Origin of the sequence: Flagellimonas spongiicola, assembly GCF_023502425.1 — a bacterium.
GTDB lineage: Bacteria > Bacteroidota > Bacteroidia > Flavobacteriales > Flavobacteriaceae > Flagellimonas > Flagellimonas spongiicola.
Map to the genome: position 1 here is coordinate 193,082 of NZ_JAMFMA010000003.1, position 20,146 is coordinate 213,227.

Genomic DNA, 20,146 nt, shown 5'->3' on the forward strand with positions numbered 1-20,146 from the left:
GATGTTTTCACCTATTTGTCCTTGATATTGACCTCTTCTTGTGGAAGTATGTCTATCTGTGGTTTCTTCAATACCTGTTTATTGGCAATACTGCGCTCTAAGGATAATAACAGCGATGGTAATAGGACCAAGTTGGCAAGCATGGCAAATAACAAAGTGGCGGACACCAATCCTCCTAATGCTTTTGTGCCCCCAAAACTGGAAATGATGAATACGGAAAATCCGAAGAATAAAACTATAGAGGTATAAAACATACTCACTCCAGTTTCCCGTAAAGCGCCATATACAGATTTTTTGATATGCCAACGGTTTGCTGTCAATTCTTGACGGTACTTGGCAAGAAAGTGAATGGTATCATCAACGGATATGCCAAAAGCGATACTAAAAACAAGGATTGTTGAGGGTTTAATGGGAACCCCTAAATATCCCATGACGCCAGCTGTTATTACCAAAGGTAATAGATTGGGTACCAGGGATATGATTATCATTCTAAAGGATCGGAACAAATAGGCCATGAACAGAGAAATCAAACCAATGGCAAGTGCCAACGATAGCAATAGGTTCTTCACCAAATATTTCGTTCCTTTTAAGAATAACAGCGCTTTCCCGGTCATATAGACGTTAAATCGTTCTGCAGGGAAGAATTTAACAATGGACTCCTGAACGTCTTGTTCTATCTCTTCCATCCGGTCGATTTTGACATCACGCATAAAGGTGGTCAATCGGGCGGTTTGCCCCGTGCTGTCTACAAAACTTTCCAGTAAGTCACCATCAGATGAGGATTTTCGGGCCACATCCATGATAAAGGTGTTTTCCTGGGAAGTTGGTAATTGATAGTACTTGGGGATTCCACTATAGAATGCTTGTTTGGAATATTTCACCAAGTTCACCACCGAAACGGGTTTACTTAGTTCTGGAATTTCTTCAATAACAGTTCCCAATTGATCCATTCGTCGTAATGTGGACGGTTTAGTCACGCCGTTCTTACGTTTGGTATCCACAACGATTTCCATTGGCATTATACCGTCAAATTCTTCTTCAAAGAAGCGAATATCCTTAAAATAATGCGTGTTTTTGGGTAGATCTTCAATTCTACTACCTGTTATTTTTATTTGGTAAATCCCAATAATGCTCAGCACTAGAACTATCACGGAGGTAATATAAACGCCAATTCTATGATTGCGAACAATGTGCTCCATTTTATTCACAAAGAAATCAATCCATCTTTTATTCAGATGTTTTAGGTGCTTGGTTTTAGGCAGGGGCATAAAACTATACACTATGGGAATGATAAGTAGGGATAGGATAAATATTCCAATGATGTTAATGGATGCTACAATACCAAATTCCTTTAGCAAATCACTATCTAAAATGATAAAGGTCGCAAAACCCGATGCCGTTGTGATATTGGTCATCAATGTTGCATTTCCAATTTTTGAGATAACGCGTTGTAAGGATAAGGCCTGGTTACCATGTTTTTTGACTTCTTGCTGATATTTGTTAATCAAGAAAATACAGTTGGGGATACCAATTACAATGATCAACGGAGGTATCAATGCAGTCAAAATCGTGATTTCATAGCGGAAAAGGCCCAAAATCCCGAAGGCCCACATAACTCCAATAATCACTACAAACATGGATATGAATGTGGCTCTGAAGCTTCTAAAAAAGAAGAAGAAAATTATAGAGGTAACCAATAAGGCTGCTCCAATAAAAATTCCGATTTCATCTACTATGGATTTGGTATTCCATGTCCTTATGTATGGCATGCCAGATACCCGGACATCCAGATTGGTTTCATCTTCAAAACCTTTGACCAAATCTCCAAGGTCGTTTAAAATAAACTCGTTCCTTACCCGAGTGTTCATTATGTCCTTATCCAAATAGGCGATCGTTTGGATTGTTCCACTCTCGGCATTGTAAATCAAATTGTCATAGAATGGTAATTCTTGGAACAAGTGATTTTTCAGGGCTAGAATTTCATCTTCTGTTTTTGGAGTTTCTTCAATCAGGGGTTCCATAACGAACACCTGTTGTTCATTGTCTTTTTTCAAGACTTTGAGGTTGTCAGTAGAAACCACATAATCTATTTCCGGAAAAGCTTCAAGCTGTTTGCTCAGTTTATTCCAGCGGTTGAATTTACTTGGGGTAAACAATGAAGAGTCACGAACAGCCAGAACAATTGCATTTCCTTCTTCCCCGAAAATACTTTTGAATGCATTGTATTGAACGGTGGCTGGATGGTCATCAGGTAAGATGTTGGCCTCAGTATTGGAAAACTGCATGTTTTTCCATTGCATGGCCAAGAAAACAGTGAAGGCGGTAACCGCTAGAAGTATTAGGATTCTGTTCCTTAGAATTAGGCGTGCCACTGTGGGCCAAAATCCGCTTGTAAGCTTTGCTACCATACCATTTTTATTGGGCGCAAAGGTAGAAAATGATTGGTTGTGTTCCTAGTGAAAGCAAGGTTTGCTTCCAAGGATTAGACCTTCATGATTTCAGCCTCCTTTACGGTAAGGATTGCGTCTACTTTTTTAATGAAAGTATCCGTTAAATCCTGGACGTCCACTTCGGCATTACTTAGTAAATCTTCGGAAATTTCAAGTTTTTTCAGTTCCTTGTTGGCATCCTGTCTTGCATTTCTGATACCTACTTTGGCATCTTCTGCCTCGGACTTAGCTTGTTTCACCAGTTGGATTCTGCGTTCCTCCGTTAATGGTGGAACATTGATAATGATGGTTTCGCCATTGTTCATTGGGTTAAAACCCAAATTAGCGTTCATTATCGCGGTTTCTATTTCTTGAAGTAATGACTTTTCCCAAGGTTGAACGGAAATGGTTCTGGCATCTGGTGTGTTGATGTTGGAAACCTGGGACAATGGGGTAGGGGAACCATAATAGTCCACCATTACCGTAGATAACATAACAGGGCTTGCTTTACCAGCTCGGATTTTAACCAAGGCCTTTTCCAAGTGTAAAATGCTACCGTCCATACTTTCTTTGGTAGTGTCCAGAATAAAAGTTACTTCTTCGTTCATGATATTAAATTTTTACTACGGTCATCAAACCTTGTTCCAAATTAAACATTGACTACCGTTCCTATGTTTTCACCAGATACAATTCGCATTAAATTTCCTCGGGTGTTCATATCGAAAACCACAATTGGAAGTTCGTTTTCTTGGCTTAGCGTAAAAGCAGTAGTATCCATTACTTTTAAACCTTTGGAAAGTACATCGCTAAAAGTTATGGAGTCGAACTTGGTTGCGGTTTTGTCCTTCTCCGGATCAGAAGTGTAGATTCCGTCTACTCGAGTTCCTTTTAAAATTACATCTGCCTTGATTTCGATAGCACGAAGGACTGCTGCTGAATCGGTTGTGAAATAAGGGTTTCCTGTACCACCACCAAAAATCACCACTCTACCTTTCTCCAAATGACGCATTGCTCTTCTTCGAATAAAAGGTTCTGCTACTTCGTTAATTTTTATTGCCGATTGTAACCGCGTTTCAACACCTTGAAGTTCTAAAGCGCTCTGTAGTGCCAATCCGTTGATTACGGTTGCAAGCATTCCCATATGATCACCTTGAACACGATCCATTCCTTGACTGGTGCCTGATAAACCCCTGAAGATATTTCCTCCGCCAATAACAATGGCCACTTCAATGCCTTTTTCAACTATGGCCTTGATGTCTTCTGCATAATCCGATAAACGTTTGGCGTCTATTCCGTACTGTTGTTCGCCCATGAGGGCTTCGCCGCTAAGCTTTAATAAAACTCTTTTGTATTGCATGAGGATGTCTTGAAGTCCGGACAAAAATAATCAAAATTATTTATGGGAAATCAGTCTAAAATTGGTTGAGGAGAAAGCAATTTGCAGAAAAAAACCATACATTCTGTAACCATTCCAAAAAACAACAGTATATCCTTCAACAACACAAAACCATTAGTCTTGCAAGATCTTGATGACAACGCCTTGATGCTCAAAGTGAAAAACGGTGATCTAGATAAACTAGGTCTGCTATACGAGCGTCACAAAAAGCGTCTTTTTGGATTCTTTTACAATTTGGGCAATGCTCCGTCTGAGAGTGAGGATATGGTTCAAAATGTTTTTATGCGAATTCTAAAATATAGGAAATCGTATACAGGGGAGGGTTTGTTTGCAGCCTGGATGTTCCGAATGGCACGAAATGTCAATTACGATCATCATGGTAGATCTTCCAAAAACAGAAGTCTTGAAATGGTAGACCCTGATACGGTTAGGTTGGAAAGGGAAGAAGGGGACGATCATCTGGATAAAAAAGAAAATACGCAGCAATTAAATAGGGCCCTTTCATTGTTGCCAACTGAAAAAAGGGAAGTGTTGGTTTTAAGTAAGCTACGTGAATTAAAATTTCGGGAGTTGGCTGAAATTTTGGGATGCTCGGAAGGGGCAGCAAAGGTGAGGGTGCATCGCGCACTAAATGATTTAAGGAAGATATATATACAATTGGAAACTGTTTGATCATGAATGAAGAACAATTTGAAGTAAAGGTCATGGATTATTTGGCCGATGTAATGACGGTTGACGAACGAGCGGCATTTGAAACCATTCTCAAATCAGATGAGACTTACAATCAAAAGTATAAGGCGTTATTGAAAAGCTGGAACAGCATGCAAAATATGAATGCACCAGAACCTAGCGAATCAATGGATGAAGCCTTTTATGGCATGTTGGATTTAGCCTTGGAGAAAACCAAACTAAAGCAGCGTCCTAATCGATTGTTTGATGGTTTACGCACAATTTTGAAACCGCAATGGGCATTGGGAGTGGTATTGCTCGCTTTGGGCGTTGCAATAGGGTATTGGATTAACACTGAAGATACACCTGATTCAGTGGTACTAACCGAGAGCAGCAATGAGGCGCAGGAAATAAGGCAAAAACTAGTATTGACCTTGTTGGAGCAACCTTCTGCGAACCAGCGGCTTCAGGGCGTTAGTGAGGCCAATAAAATTGGTTCTGCAGATGAAATTGTCATTAAAGCCTTACTGCAGACACTAAATCATGATGCGAATGTGAATGTTCGATTGGCAGCCATTGAATCCCTTACTCACTATGTAGATCAACCCAAGGTTCGGCAAGGATTGGTCCAGGCAATTCCGAATCAAGAGTCTCCAATCTTGCAAATTACATTGGCAAATTTAATGGTGGCCTTGCAAGAGAAATCGTCTATAGAACCATTCAGGCAATTGTTGAAAGAAAAACAGCTTGACACCACAGTGCAAAAGAAAATCAGGACCAGTATAGAGTCCATAATTTAAATAGAACATCAGGTCCTAAATGGACAACATCAATTTACGAACAGTCAAATTATAATTCAATGAAACAATTAGGTTTATGGGTGCTTCTGCTATTTATTGCGGGAGTATCCGGGGCTGAAGCCCAAAAGAAAGAAGTTACCGAAGTCATCAAAAAACAGATTGCCCTGTCCAATCAAGAAGCAAATATGCTTATAGTTAAGAATGTTTTTGGTGATGTAACAGTTGAAGGCTATTCAGGGGATCAAATTATCCTTGAGGTCGAAAAGAAGATATTTGCCAAATCGGACAAGTATTTAGAGCTGGGTAAATCGGAATTAACACTAGAGGTTATAGAAAGCGCGAATCGCGTTGTATTGCACCCAATGGCTCCTTATATGGAATTTGATGGCGATAAACTAAAATTCAATTGGTGTGGGGATCAGGGGGAGCCTGATTATCAACATCGTATGGACTTCAATATAAAAGTTCCCAATGCTGTAAAGTTGGATTTATGTACGGTAAATGATGGGGAGGTAACGGTACGTAATACCAAAGGGGCGCACATCAATGCCGAGAATATCAATGGCGGTATTACTTTGGATGGAATTACAGGCCAAACTAGAGTGCATTGCATCAATGGTGAAGTGAATATTACCTACGCGGATAACCCTAAGAATGACTCCGAGTACTTTGCGTTAAATGGCGATATCAACGTGCATTACAAGAATTCACTTTCGGCTAACATTGCTTTTAAAAGCATGAATGGTGAGATATATACAGATTTTGATATCAACAAGCAGTATATGAAAACAAACAAATCTGATGGGAAAAAGAACGGCCCTAAATTTAAATATGAGGCAAAACCAGTAGTTCAGATCGGTTCAGGACAAGTTGATTTTGATTTTGAAACCTTGAATGGGGATGTCTTCATCAAAAAAATATAATGTTATGAGAAATAATAGAAAAATTAGCTTAACGATCGCATTGTACTGTATGGCGATAATCAGCAGCACGGCTCAGGAAACGGATTTATTTACTGTTCCACTTAGCGACCCTGGAGCACCTGGAAAACTAATTGTTGAACAAGTATCGGGTTCCATCACAGTCCAAGGATATTCAGGATCTGAGGTTACTGTTCAGGCATCCTTTGATGACGGAAAATCAAGGCATAAGGAAAAAACCAAAAATGGAATGAGGAAAATAGGAAATTCTTCATTGTCCATAAGCGCAGAGGAAAAGAACAATGTGGTCACCATTGATAATGATCAAGTAAATAAAACCACTAATTTAATAGTGAAGGTACCTCGGAATTTCGCACTGCATCTCTCTACAATTAATCATGGGAACATTGAGGTGAGTAATGTAAACGGTGAAATGGAAATCAGTAATGTGAATGGCGCAATTACACTTGATAACATTAGTGGTTCTGCTACCACGGATACTGTAAATGGAGATATTAAGGTAACTTTTGAGTCGATCACATCAGACGCCCCAATGGGCTTTAGCAGCTTAAACGGCGATTTGGATATTACTTTTCCCAGTTCGTTGAAGGCAAACGTAAAAGCAAAGACGGATATGGGGGATATCTTAACCGATTTTGATATGGTTGTAATGGAAAACGTCCCGGAAGTAAATAAAAATAGCGAATCAGGTACTTATAAAGTACAATTGGAACAATGGGTTCGTGGAAAGATTAATGGAGGTGGTCCGGAAATGTTGTTCAAAACATTCAATGGGGATATTATGATCAAATCGAAATAAGGGATTTGATAACTTTTAGGAATAAAAAAACCGCTCTGAAAAGAGCGGTTTTTTTGTGTTATTACTTTTTGCTTACCCCAATGCTACACGTTGGAAACCTGTTACTTCCAAAGAAGCGTCTACAGATTTTACGTATTGGGCTACACTTTGCTTGCTGTCTTTGATGAAAGCTTGATTAACCAAAGTGTTGTCCTTGAAGAAACGCTTAAGTTTTCCTTTGGCGATGTTTTCCAACATGGCTTCAGGTTTTCCTTCTTGACGTAGTTGATCTTTTGCAATCTCGATTTCTTTGTCAATTACAGATTGATCAACGCCTTCTTCATTCAATGCAATTGGATTCATTGCAGCAGCTTGCATTGCAACATCTTTGGCAGCCTCAGCAGCACCATCTACAGAAGCAGATAATCCAACCAATGTAGCAATCTTGTTACCAGCATGAATATAGGAACCTACAAAAGGAGCATCCAATTTTGCGAAACTACCGATTTCGATTTTTTCACCAATTACACCTGTTTGCTCAGTTAATTTTTCAGCAACCGTCATTCCGTTAAAAGGAGCATCAAGGAATGCTTCTTTATTGTCGAATCCAAGTGCTACATCAGCCAAATCGTTGGCCAAGGTTACGAAAGTCTCGTTTTTAGCAACGAAATCAGTCTCACAGTTCAAGGAGATAATTACTCCGGCAGAACTCTCTGCATTCACTTTCGCGATAGCGGCACCTTCAGAAGAATCTCTGTCAGCTCTCTTGGCGGCTACTTTTTGTCCTTTTTTACGAAGGATTTCAATTGCTTTTTCAAAATCACCATCAGCTTCAACCAAAGCATTCTTGCAATCCATCATCCCAGCTCCGGTGGTTTTTCTTAGTTTATTTACTTCTGCGGCGGTAATCTTTGCCATTTTTTCTTTCTTTTAAGATTTATGTAAAGTAAAACACTATTTAAGTGTTTCGTTTTAGCGTAATGTTATCAGTTGATTATTCTACGCCACCTTTGGCGTTATCTTGCCACTCCTTAAGCTCATCCCATTTACCATCGGCAGCCATTTGGGCTTGCTTTGGCCAAGAAGTAGGATCCAAATGAGCCATTCTTGAACTGGCTTCTGTAAGGATTTCCTTGATTTTCTCCGGATCAGCTTTAGCAAGTTTCGCATAGGTATCGATTCCATTGTTTACCAATGCTTCAGCAGCTTTTGGTCCAGCACCTTCAATTTTGGTAAGGTCATCTGCTTTTTCAGCTTTTGCCGCTTCCTTTGGTGCTTCAACTTTTTCTTCTTTGGCCTCAACTGGAGCCGGAGTTTCCTCCTTAACTTCTTTTACCACAGCTTTTTCCGCTTTAGTTGGAGCTTTTTCCTTTGCAGGAGCAGCTTTGGCAGCTGGAGCTTCAGCTTTTCCCTCTTGCTTATCGTTCTTTCTTTCCGCCAAACCTTCTGCTACAGCCTCGGTGACTTGAGTCATGATAGCTTCAATTGATTTACCTGCGTCATCATTAGCAGGAATAACATAATCAATAGGTCTTGGGTCAGAGTTAGTATCGACCATTGCAAAAATCGGAATGTTCAATTTTTGAGCTTCTTTAACGGCAATGTGCTCTCTCATGGTATCCACGATGAAAATTGCCCCAGGCAAACGAGTCATATCGGCAATAGAACCTAAGTTTTTCTCCAACTTAGCTCTAAGACGATCTACCTGTAATCTTTCTTTTTTGGACAACGTATTGAATGTGCCATCCTTCTTCATGCGATCAATAGCTGCCATTTTCTTAACGGCTTTACGAATCGTTACAAAGTTGGTCAACATACCTCCAGGCCATCTTTCAGTGATGTACGGCATGTTTATTTTAGACACTTTGTCCGCAACAATGTCCTTAGCTTGTTTTTTAGTAGCTACGAAAAGGATTTTTCTCCCAGATGCTGCAATTTTTTTAAGTGCTTCATTAGCCTCGTCCAATTTTGCAACTGTCTTGTAGAGATTGATAACGTGGATACCGTTACGCTCCATGTAGATGTATGGAGACATGTTTGGGTTCCACTTTCTTGTTAAGTGTCCAAAGTGAACACCTGCTTCAAGTAAGTCTTTAACTTCAATGTTACTTGCCATTTTATGTACTTAGTTTACGTTCCGTTGTAGTAGCAATGACCTGGTGGTTGCATTACTGCGCGCCCTGACCATTTAGATGCTAAACTAAATTCCAAAAAGTTCGTTTTTTTCCTTTTGGAACAACGACAACTTGGTTAAAAATATAACCCTGAAACAAATCAGGGTTTTCAATGAACTTATATAATGCGGTGCGTGGGCACCAAAAATATTAACGTTTAGAGAACTGGAATTTCTTACGGGCTTTCTTCTGACCGAATTTCTTTCTTTCCACCATTCTTGGGTCTCTAGTCAATAGGCCTTCTGGTTTAAGAACAGTTCTATTTTCTTCGTTTATTTCGCACAATGCTCTAGAAAGTGCCAAACGAACAGCTTCTGCTTGTCCTGTGATACCACCTCCGTAAACATTTACTTTTACATCGTAAGTATCTTCAGTTTCTGTTAAGGCAAAAGGTTGCTTTACCTTGTATTGCAATGGAGCAGTGGTAAAATATTCCTTTAAATCTCTTTTGTTTATAGTGATGTTTCCTTTTCCTTCAGAAACATATACTCTTGCTACAGCAGTTTTTCTTCTACCAATTTTGTGAACCACTTCCATTATTTGTAGTCGTTTAGGTTAATTGCCTTTGGTTTCTGTGCTTCTTGGTTATGCTCAGTACCAGCATAAACCTTTAGGTTTCTAAACAAATCTGCTCCCAGTCTGTTTTTAGGTAGCATACCCTTAATGGATTTTTCAACAATCCTTTCTGGGTGTTTATCCAATAATTCTTTTGCGGTAGTGGAACGCTGACCTCCAGGATACCCAGTATATCTAAGGTACTCTTTGTCTTCCCACTTATTTCCACTCAACTTGATTTTCTCTGCGTTGATCACAATTACATTATCTCCACAATCCACATGAGGAGTGAAATTTGGCTTGTGTTTCCCTCTTAGCAACTTGGCTACTTTGGATGCCAATCTTCCTAATGTTTCTCCTTCAGCATCAACCAATAACCATTGTTTGTCAACTGTTGATTTATTGGCAGAAATAGTCTTATAACTTAATGTGTCCACTTCTAGAATATTATTGATTTAAAAACCTATCCCGAATAACGGGCTGCAAATGTACAATTATTAGATTGAATTACAAATGGTTGATTGGGAATATTTTTGACTTTTTCCCAAAGGCAGCCAATTGAATCTAAAGCAGGTGCAAAACTATGCTATAATTCTGTTAAAAACAGGGTAAAAATTAATAGAGGGTGTAACTGTTGACTAATTTATGGGTCTTTAAGACAGCTATTCAATCAAAAAACGCTCTATCGTGTCAAGACTAATCATCTTATCCACATTACTATTTCTATATTTTAATGTGCAGGCCCAAGATTCCACCTTGGTCGTTCCCAAAAAGATATATGTAACCGCTCCTATTGGTGAAGAAGCACCACCAAATATTGATGGACTTTTGAATGATTCCGCATGGAACCTTGTGGAATGGGCTGGTGACTATATCGAATTTATCCCAGATGAGAACACTGAGCCCACCGATCAGACGAGATTCAAAATTGTTTACGATAGCAAGTTCCTATATATAGGTGTCCGGTGTTATGATTCTGAACCGGATAAAATTGTAAAACGAATGTCAAGACGTGATGGCTTTGAAGGAGATTTTATTGAATTCAACATTGATAGCTACCACGATAAACGAACCGCATTTTCATTTACTACAAGTGTATCTGGCGTAAAAGGAGATGAATTTGTTTCTAATAACGGGACCAATTGGGATGAAAGTTGGAACCCTATTTGGTATACGAAGACCAACATTGATGAAGAAGGATGGACAGCGGAATTCAAAATACCCTTGAGTCAATTGAAATTTGGATCCTCCGAAAACCAAGTGTGGGGCCTTCAAAGTACCCGACGGATATTTAGAGCGGAAGAACGTTCTGTTTGGCAGCGGAAACCAATAGATCAACCGGGATGGGTAAGTGAATTTGGAGAGCTCCACGGATTAAAAAATATTGAACCGCAAAAGCAGTTGGAGATTCAGCCATATACTGTAACCAGCGGGGAAACTTATGAGGCGGAAGAGGGAAACCCATTTCGTGATGGAAATGAAAGTGAGCTCACCGTTGGACTTGATGCCAAAATTGGTGTTACCAATGATTTAACTTTAGATCTCACGGTGAATCCGGATTTTGGTCAGGTGGAGGCTGATCCATCTGCAATAGCGTTAGATGGATTTCAAATCTTCTTTCGGGAGCAACGGCCATTTTTTGTGGAGAACAAGAACATATTCGACTTCAGGGTATCTGAATCTGAAGCCGGGAATACCTTCGGATTTGATAATGTTTTCTATTCAAGAAGAATAGGAAGAAGCCCACAGGGTTCTGTTGATGCCGGAGATACAGAATTTGTGGATCAGCCAGATAACACACCTATAATAGGTGCCGCTAAATTCAGTGGAAAAACCAAGGATGGATGGGCCATTGGTGCTTTGGAAAGTGTAACGGCAAGACGATATGCAACCATAAGAAACGGCGTAGGGGAGGAACGTAGGCAAATTGTGGAACCATTGACCAATTATTTCGTAGGGAGGTTGCAAAAAGACTTCAATGACAGGAATTCCTATATCGGAGGAATATTTACAGGAACCAACAGAGATGATCTTATTGACGAGTTGGATTTTTTACATAAATCTGCATTTACCGGAGGATTGGATTTCAAACATCAATGGCATAACAGAGACTGGTATGTTGAAGGAAACTTTATTGTAAGTCATGTAAAAGGGAGTGCCGAGGCAATTCAGAATACCCAAGAATCCATAACACACTTATTTCAGCGCGTTGGTGCGGACCACGTAACTGTTGATGAAAACAGAACCGCATTGACGGGTACGGGTGGGAACATCCAAATTGGCAAGATTGGAAATGGGCATTGGCGATTTGAATCAGGTGGTACTTGGAGATCACCGGAATTGGAATTGAACGATCTCGGTTTTCAGAGACAATCCGATGATATAAGGCACTATACTTGGGTAGGTTATCAAACCTTAAAGCCTGACAGTACATTTAGAAGGGTGGGGATAAACTATAATCATTGGGCTGCATTCGATTTTGGCGGTAACCATAATTATCTTCAGTTCAATACCAACAGTTGGCAGAACTGGAAAAACAACTGGTTCACTAATGTAGGTTTTAATTTTGCACCGGTGGATTACGATAATTTTGCATTGCGCGGAGGGCCCCGACTAAGACAATCCCAATGGGTTAGTTTTTGGAATAGTATTAACACCGATAATAGGAAAAAAGTGCGATTTAGCTTTTTCCAGAATGGTAGAAGAGCTGTGGACAATTCCTTCCGCTTCTACTCCGTGGAAACCGGACTTACATACCAGCCGATCAATGCGCTGCGGATATCCGCCTCTCCATCGTTACGTATTAATAACAATAAACTGCAGTACATAGACAATATAGATGACGTTAATGGCTCGGTCAGATACTTAAATGGTGAAATCAATCAACGTACACTGAGCATGTCTTTTCGATTGAATTATAACATTAACCCTAACCTGACCATCCAGTATTGGGGACAACCATTCATTTCTCGAGGACGCTATTCTAATTTTAAGCACGTTACAAGTCCAGAGGCAAAATACTTTGAAGATCGTTTTATGGCATATACCGGAGATCAATTGAGTTTTTCTGATGAGACCTTTTCTGTGGATGAGAATTTGGATGGCAACACGGATTTCACTTTTGATGATCCCGACTTTTCCTTTGTGCAATTTCGCTCTAATCTGGTTGTGCGATGGGAATATGTACCTGGCTCTGAAATATTTCTAGTGTGGTCCCAGGATGTTTCGCAATCCGGTGATCCAACGCAGGGATTACTGCCTAGTTTGGGGGATAACATCTTTGGACAAAAGCCTCAAAACATCTTTTTGCTCAAAGCCACCTATAGATTTGTCCTTTAAATTGCCGTTTTTCTTTGGTCTGAGAGGTACTTTTTAGCGCCATTTTGCGTTATCTCGATAATAACCCCACAAACTAAAGACATGAAAAAGAGTATACTACTGTTATTACTGACAGGATTTTTTGTGATTTCCTGTTCTACTGACAGTATTGAACAATCTGGTGCTAATACCGATATGGAACAAGGCTCTGATGACGATTCCAATGGTGATGCAGGAGATGGTTCTAATTCTGATGATGGTTCGGGAGACGGAAATGAAGGTCAAGGTCAGGATATAATGGACAGCGAATTGGTCGGTGTTTGGTTAATGACCGATCTACGTTTTGATGAATCCTTGAACAATGACCAATTAGAGTTTGCCAAGCAAATCTTGGATTACCTTAATGCCAACGGTTGTGATTTAGTGGTGTTGACCTTTAATGAGGATGGCACTGCTACTTCTGCGGATAAAATAGATTTGTTGTCGATCAATGTAGGTGTAGGTGGATTGGAGATTCCTTGTCCTGCGGAAAGTGATATGGAATCCAGCACATGGAGTTTAGATGGCGATCAATTGACCTTGGTCACAGCTGACATGGAAGAGACTACAATTACAATTACCTTGGAAGATGAAAATACATTGGTTATTGACGGAGCGGATATTGACCCGAACAATTACCAAGGCGCAGAAGCGGTTTTCACTAAACAGGTTGAAGAATAAGAAAAACCCTTAAGCATAAAAAAAGCCCCAAAATTAACTTTGGGGCTTTATTATTTCAAGTGCTTTTACCAACGCCTGATTCGCTTCATTGTCACCAATGGTTATCCGGACTTTTCCAGGTGCACCAAATTGCGATACAGGCCGGACCATTATACCAAGTTCCATGATGCGTTCCGTGAATTCAAATTCAGGAATTGGGGGGTCAATTAAAAAGAAGTTGGCCTGAGTTGGCCAATAGGAAATTCCTAATCGGTCAAATTCTTGGGCTAGATATTCGCGGCCTTGGTTTACGGTTTTTACCGTTTCCTCAATAAAAACCTTGTCTTCTAATGCACCTATTGCTCCTTCAATAGAAGTAAGTGGTAATAAAAAGGGTTTATGGATTTGCCTCAGATAGGTGGCGATGGTTTCTGTGGTATACCCATAACCTATACGTTGGCCGGCCAGTCCATAGGTTTTGGAAAAACTGTTGATTCCAATTACGTTTTGCCCATTTTTCACATAAGGTAGCGCAGAGGTATAATCCGGAGCATCCGTAAAGTGTCGGTAAACCTCATCAAAAACGACAAGAATAGTATCCGGAATTCGCGACAAAAACTCATCCACCTCAACTTTCGGAATATAAGTACCTGTTGGGTTATTTGGACTGGTCAGAAATATGATTTTGGTCTTATCTGTAATGGAATTCAATATACCTTCCATATCCAATTTGTAATCAGGTTCCAAAAGAGGAACATCTACCTGCTTGGCACCATACCAACCAGAAAAAACGGAATAAGGTAAAAAACAAGGATTGGAGAAAATGACCTCATCACCCTCGTTTATAAACGCCCGAAGAAGCATGTCAATGATTTCGGAACCACTGTTTCCGCAGATGAATTGGTTTTCGTCTAATTGGTTCTCGAAATCCTTGACCAAGGCGCGTCGTAATCTAATATCCGTTTGGTCTGGATAAACATGTACGTTTTCCGAAGCCTTTATCATAGCTTGTGTTGCCTTTGGGGATTGACCTAAAGGATTTTCATTAGATGAAAGCTTGTAGATTTTTTTACCAGGACTAACGGGGATGTTTTTACCACCTTCGTAAACTTTTTTAGGTTCCAGGTAAGACTTGAAAATAGAGGTTATTCCTGATTTCATCAATTGATTTTTTCAGCATGCATCAGAATGGAAATGGCTTTTACCGTTTCTCCAGATTCCAATATTTTCTGGGAGATCCAATGCAATTCTTCTTTTAGTTTGATAGGGTTTTCCTTTAATTTTTTATGAAGCATCACTACTTCATCATCTTCAGCGATAGCATTTACTTCAGAAGAAGAGGGTAATTTTTCCAGGTTCCCAAGTCTTCCTAGATTATTACCTGTTAAAATGGTACTGTTACGAATACCCTCTGGCAAGTTGTCTACACCAATCCCTTTGGTTTGAATGGGTTTTGGGATTTCAAAAAGTGAATCTCCGCTGGCTCTGGTGTACCAACTACCACCCATGCGTCCTACCAAATCCAATTTAAGTGGGTCTAATTTTCCAGTGTCATTCAAGAATTTTTCTTGAATATGGATCAATTCCACTTTTGCTATAATTAGATTTCCAGCGCCAGGGGTATTGCCTAATTCGATGATTTTATCAACGGTACATTCAAAAGAAACCGGAGATTCCGCAACCCGCGGCGGTTTGACTTTTTCACTAGGAGCTGCCGTCAAACCAGATTTTACAAATTCATTGACATCTTTCTCATATGCTGTACTTGAGAGAGACATTTGTTCCACTATTGGAAAATCAACAATATTGATCACGACTTCGGGAACTTCCTTAGTATTCAAAAGGGAATGCTTCAACGTATTACCTCTTCCTCTTGCAGGAGAAAACACCATGATGGGTGGATTGGAACTGAAGACATTGAAAAAACTGAACGGACTAAGGTTAATGTTCCCCTCTTTATCTATGGTGCTAGCAAAACAAATTGGTCTCGGCGCTACAGCAGTAAGCAAATAGGAATGTAGTTCCGGTTGACTTATGGATGATGGGTCAATGGTCATGGTTGTGGACATGGATTCGATTTATTAGCTACTAAGATAAATCTATTTTGCTGGTAGTACTTTGGCTGAAACTTCACCAAAACCAACTCGTTTACCATCCTTTTCAGAATGCCCTCTAATGATTACCGTGTCGCCATCGTTAATGAATTTACGTTCCGAGCCGTCTTTCATTTTTAATGGTTTGGTCCCCATCCAAGCCAATTCCAACATCGAGCCGTAAGAGTTCTCATCTTTTCCTGAAATGGTTCCAGAACCGTAAAGATCACCTACATTGATGTTGCATCCGTTAACAGTATGATGGGCCAATTGTTGGGCCATATTCCAATACATGTATTTGAAATTGGAATTACAGACTACCTGTTCCTCGGCACCTTCAGGTTGAATACCAACCTGCAATTTTATATCATAGTTTTTATTCCCTTCATACGCTAAATAGGGAAGAACCTTTGGTTCTTGTTTTGGTCCTGAAACTCGAAAAGGCTCCAATGCCTCCAGGGTAACTATCCATGGTGAAATGTGTGATGCAAAATTCTTGGCCAAGAATGGGCCAAGGGGAACATATTCCCATTTTTGAATATCACGTGCAGACCAATCATTCAGCAATACCATACCGAAAATGTAATCTTCTGCATCTTCTGTGGCTATGGATTCACCTAAATTGGTGTTTTTTCCTGTGATAAACCCCATTTCCAATTCAAAGTCCAAACGCTGACAAGGACCATAGATGGGTGCCTCAGCATCCTTCGGTAAGGTCTGTCCCTTTGGTCGGTGCATAGGTAAACCACTAGCAACAATAGAACTTGCTCTACCATGGTATCCAACAGGAATGTGCTTCCAATTGGGCATCAATGCATTTTCTGGACCACGGAACATGATTCCTACATTCGTCGCATGCTCAATACTAGAGTAAAAATCTGTGTAATCGCCTATATAAACAGGCATATGTATTTGTGCTTCGGATTGAAGTACGAATAATTCCGGCTTATCGGCCAACACGGAATTTTCGTCCTGTAACCAATGCTGGATATCCCTTCGGACCTTGTTGGTAATGGATTTTCCCAATGCGATAAAATCATTTAAGACCTCTTTTTCAAGAATAGCTGTGTTGAAGTCAAAAACATCCAATTCCGCAACAGCGGCTAAATCTAAAATATGTTCACCAATGGCAACACCAGCTCTTGGACTACGGTCTGCTGTAGAGAAAATCCCAAACGGGATGTTATGGATGGAAAAATCTGAATTTTCAGGTACGTTAATGATCATAGTATATTATTGTGATTCCTATACCCAGGAATATTGAATTTATTTTAATGGTTTGATTTAAACTCTTATTCAACCCATGACTTATAATAGGTGCCATCATCTATTTTAAGTGCATTCTCAGTGACCTTTAGCGGTTTGAAGGTGTCTATCATTACCGCAAGCTCTTCTGTCCCTTTTTTGCCAATGCTACCTTCATAAGTGCCAGGATGTGGACCATGTGGGATTCCTGCAGGGTGCAAAGTAATATACCCTGGCCCGATACCGGTCCTGCTCATAAAATCCCCATCAACATAGTACAACACTTCATCAGAATCTATATTAGAGTGATTGTATGGTGCTGGAATTGCCTTTGGGTGATAATCATATAAGCGAGGGCAGAAAGAACAAACCACAAATGCTGAGGTTTCAAAAGTTTGATGCACCGGTGGTGGTTGATGGACCCTTCCAGTAATGGGCTCAAAGTTATGGATGGAAAATCCGTAGGGGAAATTGTATCCATCCCAGCCAACAACATCAAAAGGGTGGGTACTATACACCAAGCTGTGCAACATTCCTTGCTTTTTGATTTTTAGGACAAACTCTCCCTTTTCATCATAGGTTTCCAAATCTTGGGGAAGTTTATAATCCCTTTCACAAAAGGGGGAATGTTCCAATAGTTGCCCAAACCAATTTCTGTAGCGTTTAGGAGTATAGATAGGGTGGAAGGATTCCGCATACAAAATGCGATTATCTTCCGTATCAAATTCAATTTGATAGATCATGCCCCTCGGAATGATTAAGTAATCCCCATATTCAAATGGAATGTTCCCCAAAAATGTACGAAGTGTCCCTGTACCCTTGTGGATGAACAAAAGTTCGTCTGCATCCGAATTTTTATAAAAATATGCGGTCAAGGATTTTTTTGGCGCAGCAAGACCAACATGTACATCACTGTTTACCAGCATTGGTTCTCTTGCCTCGAGAAAATCATCTTTAGGTGTAACATCAAAACCAATCAATTTTCGAGATGTGATGTTCCTATCCACTGCGATTTTAGGGTTCACATCTATCGCTTCCCCAATTGCAGATACTTGGGTAGGTCTGTGATGATGATAAATCAATGATGACATCCCATCAAAACCAATGGTTCCGAACAACTGTTCATAATACAGATTGCCATTTGGCTTTGTAAACTGGGTATGCCTTTTCTGTGGAATTTCGCCAAGCTTGTGATATATAGGCATATGAAGATTGTTAAATGTTGAGTAAATCACCCCAAGATAATAAACCTTGGGGGAGTTGCTTTCAACGGATTAATGTAAAGTCCCTCTAACTTCCTGTTCCCGCTCAATGGCTTCGAACAATGCCTTAAAGTTACCTTTTCCAAACGACTGTGCTCCTTTTCTTTGGATGATTTCAAAGAACATGGTAGGCCTTGGTTCTACAGGTCGCGTGAATATTTGAAGCAAATAACCTTCATCATCCCTATCTACCAAAATTCCTAACTCTTTAAGTGGAGCAATATCCTCATCAATTTTCCCTACACGATCGGTTACAGCATCATAATAGGTGTCCGGTACCCTAAGAAACTCTACGCCACGACTTCTCAATTGTCTTACCGTTGTAATGATATCATCGGTGGCTACAGCAATATGCTGTACACCTTCGCCCTCATAAAAATCAAGATATTCCTCTACTTGGGATTTCTTCTTTCCTTCTGCAGGCTCATTGATTGGAAACTTGATACGTCCATTACCATTACTCATCACCTTACTCATAAGTGCAGTATATTCTGTGGAAATATCGTTGTCATCAAACGAAAGAATGTTTACGAAGCCCATTACATTTTCATAGAATTCCACCCAATGGTTCATTTTGTTCCATCCAACATTGCCCACCATATGGTCAACAAATTTTAGGCCTGTTGGTTCAGGATTGTAGTCAGGTGTTTCCCATTTTTTATAACCTGGCATAAAAACGCCATTGTAATCTTTTCGTTCCACAAAAATGTGGACTGTTTCACCATAGGTGTAAATTCCAGAGCGAACAATTTTACCTGATTCGTCTTCGGTGGTTTCTGGCTCCATATAAGATCTTGCACCCCGTTCCATTGCGGTGTTGTAAGCGTAAGTGGCATCATCTACCCAAAGTGCCACTACCTTTATACCATCACCATGTTGGTCAATATGTCTTCCAATATCAGTTCCACTTTTTAATGGAGAGGTAAGAATCAATCGTATTTTATCTTGGATCACAACATAACTTTCACGATCGGTAAGTCCGGTTTCTAAACCTGCGTAGGCATGAGACTGAAAACCAAAGGCAGTTTTATAAAAGTGTGCAGCTTGCTTTGAATTACTTACATAAAGCTCAATGTAATCCGTACCGTTGATGGGCATAAAGTCCTTTGCGGCATCATGGATTTTTGGGATTGCAGTAGTTTCCATAGGATTATATTTAGATTTAATTAGATAATTGTTGTTAATGCAACAAAAATAAATATTTTGAATCGGATTTTTAGGGATGGAAGCATTTTTTTTGTTAAAATTGAATGAAGTTTAGGTGAGGAACAGAAATTTGGTCAAATCATGAGCCATTTATGCTGTTTTGCTTAAAGTTATGGATTATGCTGAATCAAATAGATGAAATCTCTGGAATAGGCTTGCACTTGGATCTTGTATTGCGATGTATCCAGGATGCATATCTTAAAAAGTTCGCAGAATTGGGTGTGGATTTAACCATTGAGCAATGGGTAATTCTCCATCGAATTTCCGAGTTAGGCAAAGAAGCTTCCCAGCGTGAAATTGTACGAACGAATTTTAGAAATAGGGCGACAACCTCTAGGGTAATTGGAAAGTTGGAAAAAAAGGAATGGATTACCAAGACACGTTTTGAAGGAGATCAAAAACGCTTTAAGCTGGAAGTTACACGGAAGGGCAGACGGGTCATCAATAAAATCTTACCGCATGCCGTGGAACTTAGAAAACTTGCAATCAATAATTTAGATCGTTCGGAATTTGATGTTTTCTTGAAAGTGCTGAACCAAATAGGAAATAATTATTCCGATGGTTTGGATAACGCTTAAATT

General features: G+C 39.8%; 19 protein-coding genes. 7 read left to right on the forward strand and 12 right to left on the reverse strand.

Going from position 1 to position 20,146, the window contains the following annotated elements:
* Positions 1-11 precede the first annotated feature (11 nt).
* The 3 genes from M3P19_RS12420 to pyrH all read right to left on the reverse strand — a co-directional run bounded on the left by M3P19_RS12420 (position 12) and on the right by pyrH (position 3,786).
* Positions 12-2,408, reverse strand: a complete 2,397-nt coding sequence (locus M3P19_RS12420) for an efflux RND transporter permease subunit (protein WP_249658004.1) — start codon at positions 2,406-2,408, stop codon at positions 12-14.
* 74 nt (positions 2,409-2,482) lie between these two features.
* On the reverse strand, positions 2,483-3,037 hold the full coding sequence (frr, locus tag M3P19_RS12425; RefSeq protein WP_249658005.1) for a ribosome recycling factor: 555 nt from the start codon (positions 3,035-3,037) through the stop codon (positions 2,483-2,485).
* A gap of 41 nt (positions 3,038-3,078) precedes the next feature.
* Positions 3,079-3,786 (reverse strand): UMP kinase, encoded by a 708-nt coding sequence (gene pyrH / locus M3P19_RS12430; RefSeq protein ID WP_249658006.1) that lies wholly within the window; start codon positions 3,784-3,786, stop codon positions 3,079-3,081.
* A 159-nt stretch (positions 3,787-3,945) separates the two neighbouring features.
* Between pyrH and M3P19_RS12435 the strand changes: the two genes are divergently transcribed.
* The 4 genes from M3P19_RS12435 to M3P19_RS12450 are packed head-to-tail and all read left to right on the forward strand — an operon-like array spanning position 3,946 to position 7,034.
* On the forward strand, positions 3,946-4,497 hold the full coding sequence (locus tag M3P19_RS12435; RefSeq protein WP_249658007.1) for an RNA polymerase sigma factor: 552 nt from the start codon (positions 3,946-3,948) through the stop codon (positions 4,495-4,497).
* 2 nt (positions 4,498-4,499) lie between these two features.
* Complete coding sequence (locus M3P19_RS12440) at positions 4,500-5,294, forward strand: HEAT repeat domain-containing protein (RefSeq protein ID WP_249658008.1); 795 nt, start codon at positions 4,500-4,502, stop codon at positions 5,292-5,294.
* A gap of 59 nt (positions 5,295-5,353) precedes the next feature.
* Positions 5,354-6,217 carry a DUF4097 family beta strand repeat-containing protein gene (locus M3P19_RS12445; RefSeq protein WP_249658009.1) on the forward strand — a complete coding sequence of 288 codons (864 nt, stop codon included), beginning with the start codon at positions 5,354-5,356 and terminating at the stop codon, positions 6,215-6,217.
* Between the two features lie 4 nt (positions 6,218-6,221).
* The gene (locus tag M3P19_RS12450; RefSeq protein WP_249658010.1) at positions 6,222-7,034 is read left to right on the forward strand and encodes a DUF4097 family beta strand repeat-containing protein; all 813 of its coding nucleotides are present in this window, start codon (positions 6,222-6,224) and stop codon (positions 7,032-7,034) included.
* 72 nt (positions 7,035-7,106) lie between these two features.
* Here the strand turns inward: M3P19_RS12450 and tsf are convergent, their stop codons facing one another.
* The 4 genes from tsf to rplM all read right to left on the reverse strand — a co-directional run bounded on the left by tsf (position 7,107) and on the right by rplM (position 10,179).
* On the reverse strand, positions 7,107-7,931 hold the full coding sequence (tsf, locus tag M3P19_RS12455) for a translation elongation factor Ts (protein WP_249658011.1): 825 nt from the start codon (positions 7,929-7,931) through the stop codon (positions 7,107-7,109).
* 76 nt (positions 7,932-8,007) lie between these two features.
* Positions 8,008-9,129: a 30S ribosomal protein S2 gene (gene rpsB / locus M3P19_RS12460; protein ID WP_249658012.1), complete on the reverse strand. Its 1,122-nt coding sequence runs from the start codon at positions 9,127-9,129 to the stop codon at positions 8,008-8,010.
* Positions 9,130-9,337: 208 nt separating this feature from the next.
* On the reverse strand, positions 9,338-9,724 hold the full coding sequence (gene rpsI, locus M3P19_RS12465; protein WP_249658013.1) for a 30S ribosomal protein S9: 387 nt from the start codon (positions 9,722-9,724) through the stop codon (positions 9,338-9,340).
* The gene (rplM, locus tag M3P19_RS12470; RefSeq protein ID WP_249658014.1) at positions 9,724-10,179 is read right to left on the reverse strand and encodes a 50S ribosomal protein L13; all 456 of its coding nucleotides are present in this window, start codon (positions 10,177-10,179) and stop codon (positions 9,724-9,726) included. The genes rpsI and rplM overlap by 1 nt, the downstream gene beginning before the upstream one ends.
* A 250-nt stretch (positions 10,180-10,429) precedes the next feature.
* Here rplM and M3P19_RS12475 point away from each other — a divergent pair, with 250 nt between their 5' ends.
* On the forward strand, positions 10,430-13,081 hold the full coding sequence (locus M3P19_RS12475) for a DUF5916 domain-containing protein (RefSeq protein ID WP_249658015.1): 2,652 nt from the start codon (positions 10,430-10,432) through the stop codon (positions 13,079-13,081).
* Between the two features lie 81 nt (positions 13,082-13,162).
* A complete protein-coding gene (locus tag M3P19_RS12480) occupies positions 13,163-13,780 on the forward strand; it encodes a lipocalin family protein (protein WP_249658016.1) in 618 nt (205 codons plus the stop codon).
* 33 nt (positions 13,781-13,813) lie between these two features.
* Here the strand turns inward: M3P19_RS12480 and M3P19_RS12485 are convergent, their stop codons facing one another.
* The 5 genes from M3P19_RS12485 to hppD form a co-directional block, all read right to left on the reverse strand.
* Positions 13,814-14,920: a pyridoxal phosphate-dependent aminotransferase gene (locus M3P19_RS12485; RefSeq protein WP_249658017.1), complete on the reverse strand. Its 1,107-nt coding sequence runs from the start codon at positions 14,918-14,920 to the stop codon at positions 13,814-13,816.
* A complete protein-coding gene (locus tag M3P19_RS12490) occupies positions 14,920-15,828 on the reverse strand; it encodes a flavin reductase family protein (protein ID WP_249658018.1) in 909 nt (302 codons plus the stop codon). Before M3P19_RS12490 ends, M3P19_RS12485 begins: the two co-directional genes overlap by 1 nt.
* A 30-nt stretch (positions 15,829-15,858) precedes the next feature.
* Complete coding sequence (gene fahA, locus M3P19_RS12495) at positions 15,859-17,079, reverse strand: fumarylacetoacetase (RefSeq protein ID WP_249658019.1); 1,221 nt, start codon at positions 17,077-17,079, stop codon at positions 15,859-15,861.
* Positions 17,080-17,144: 65 nt separating this feature from the next.
* Positions 17,145-18,302: a homogentisate 1,2-dioxygenase gene (locus tag M3P19_RS12500; protein WP_249658020.1), complete on the reverse strand. Its 1,158-nt coding sequence runs from the start codon at positions 18,300-18,302 to the stop codon at positions 17,145-17,147.
* A gap of 69 nt (positions 18,303-18,371) precedes the next feature.
* The gene (gene hppD / locus M3P19_RS12505; RefSeq protein WP_249658021.1) at positions 18,372-19,505 is read right to left on the reverse strand and encodes a 4-hydroxyphenylpyruvate dioxygenase; all 1,134 of its coding nucleotides are present in this window, start codon (positions 19,503-19,505) and stop codon (positions 18,372-18,374) included.
* Between the two features lie 179 nt (positions 19,506-19,684).
* On the opposite strand from hppD, the gene M3P19_RS12510 reads away from it, so the two are divergent.
* Positions 19,685-20,143 (forward strand): MarR family winged helix-turn-helix transcriptional regulator, encoded by a 459-nt coding sequence (locus M3P19_RS12510; protein WP_249658022.1) that lies wholly within the window; start codon positions 19,685-19,687, stop codon positions 20,141-20,143.
* The last annotated feature ends 3 nt before the right edge of the window (positions 20,144-20,146 follow it).

Bases quoted from the DNA above. Each gene is read 5' to 3' on its own strand.
- frr (WP_249658005.1), bottom strand. From the start codon at position 3,037: ATGAACGAAGAAGTAACTTTTATTCTGGACACTACCAAAGAAAGTATG.
- M3P19_RS12510 (WP_249658022.1), top strand. From the start codon at position 19,685: ATGCTGAATCAAATAGATGAAATCTCTGGAATAGGCTTGCACTTGGAT.
- fahA (WP_249658019.1), bottom strand. From the start codon at position 17,079: ATGATCATTAACGTACCTGAAAATTCAGATTTTTCCATCCATAACATC.
- M3P19_RS12490 (WP_249658018.1), bottom strand. From the start codon at position 15,828: ATGTCCACAACCATGACCATTGACCCATCATCCATAAGTCAACCGGAA.
- M3P19_RS12500 (WP_249658020.1), bottom strand. From the start codon at position 18,302: ATGCCTATATATCACAAGCTTGGCGAAATTCCACAGAAAAGGCATACC.
- M3P19_RS12480 (WP_249658016.1), top strand. From the start codon at position 13,163: ATGAAAAAGAGTATACTACTGTTATTACTGACAGGATTTTTTGTGATT.
- pyrH (WP_249658006.1), bottom strand. From the start codon at position 3,786: ATGCAATACAAAAGAGTTTTATTAAAGCTTAGCGGCGAAGCCCTCATG.
- tsf (WP_249658011.1), bottom strand. From the start codon at position 7,931: ATGGCAAAGATTACCGCCGCAGAAGTAAATAAACTAAGAAAAACCACC.
- M3P19_RS12440 (WP_249658008.1), top strand. From the start codon at position 4,500: ATGAATGAAGAACAATTTGAAGTAAAGGTCATGGATTATTTGGCCGAT.
- hppD (WP_249658021.1), bottom strand. From the start codon at position 19,505: ATGGAAACTACTGCAATCCCAAAAATCCATGATGCCGCAAAGGACTTT.
- M3P19_RS12445 (WP_249658009.1), top strand. From the start codon at position 5,354: ATGAAACAATTAGGTTTATGGGTGCTTCTGCTATTTATTGCGGGAGTA.
- M3P19_RS12450 (WP_249658010.1), top strand. From the start codon at position 6,222: ATGAGAAATAATAGAAAAATTAGCTTAACGATCGCATTGTACTGTATG.
- M3P19_RS12420 (WP_249658004.1), bottom strand. From the start codon at position 2,408: ATGGTAGCAAAGCTTACAAGCGGATTTTGGCCCACAGTGGCACGCCTA.
- M3P19_RS12485 (WP_249658017.1), bottom strand. From the start codon at position 14,920: ATGAAATCAGGAATAACCTCTATTTTCAAGTCTTACCTGGAACCTAAA.
- rpsI (WP_249658013.1), bottom strand. From the start codon at position 9,724: ATGGAAGTGGTTCACAAAATTGGTAGAAGAAAAACTGCTGTAGCAAGA.
- rpsB (WP_249658012.1), bottom strand. From the start codon at position 9,129: ATGGCAAGTAACATTGAAGTTAAAGACTTACTTGAAGCAGGTGTTCAC.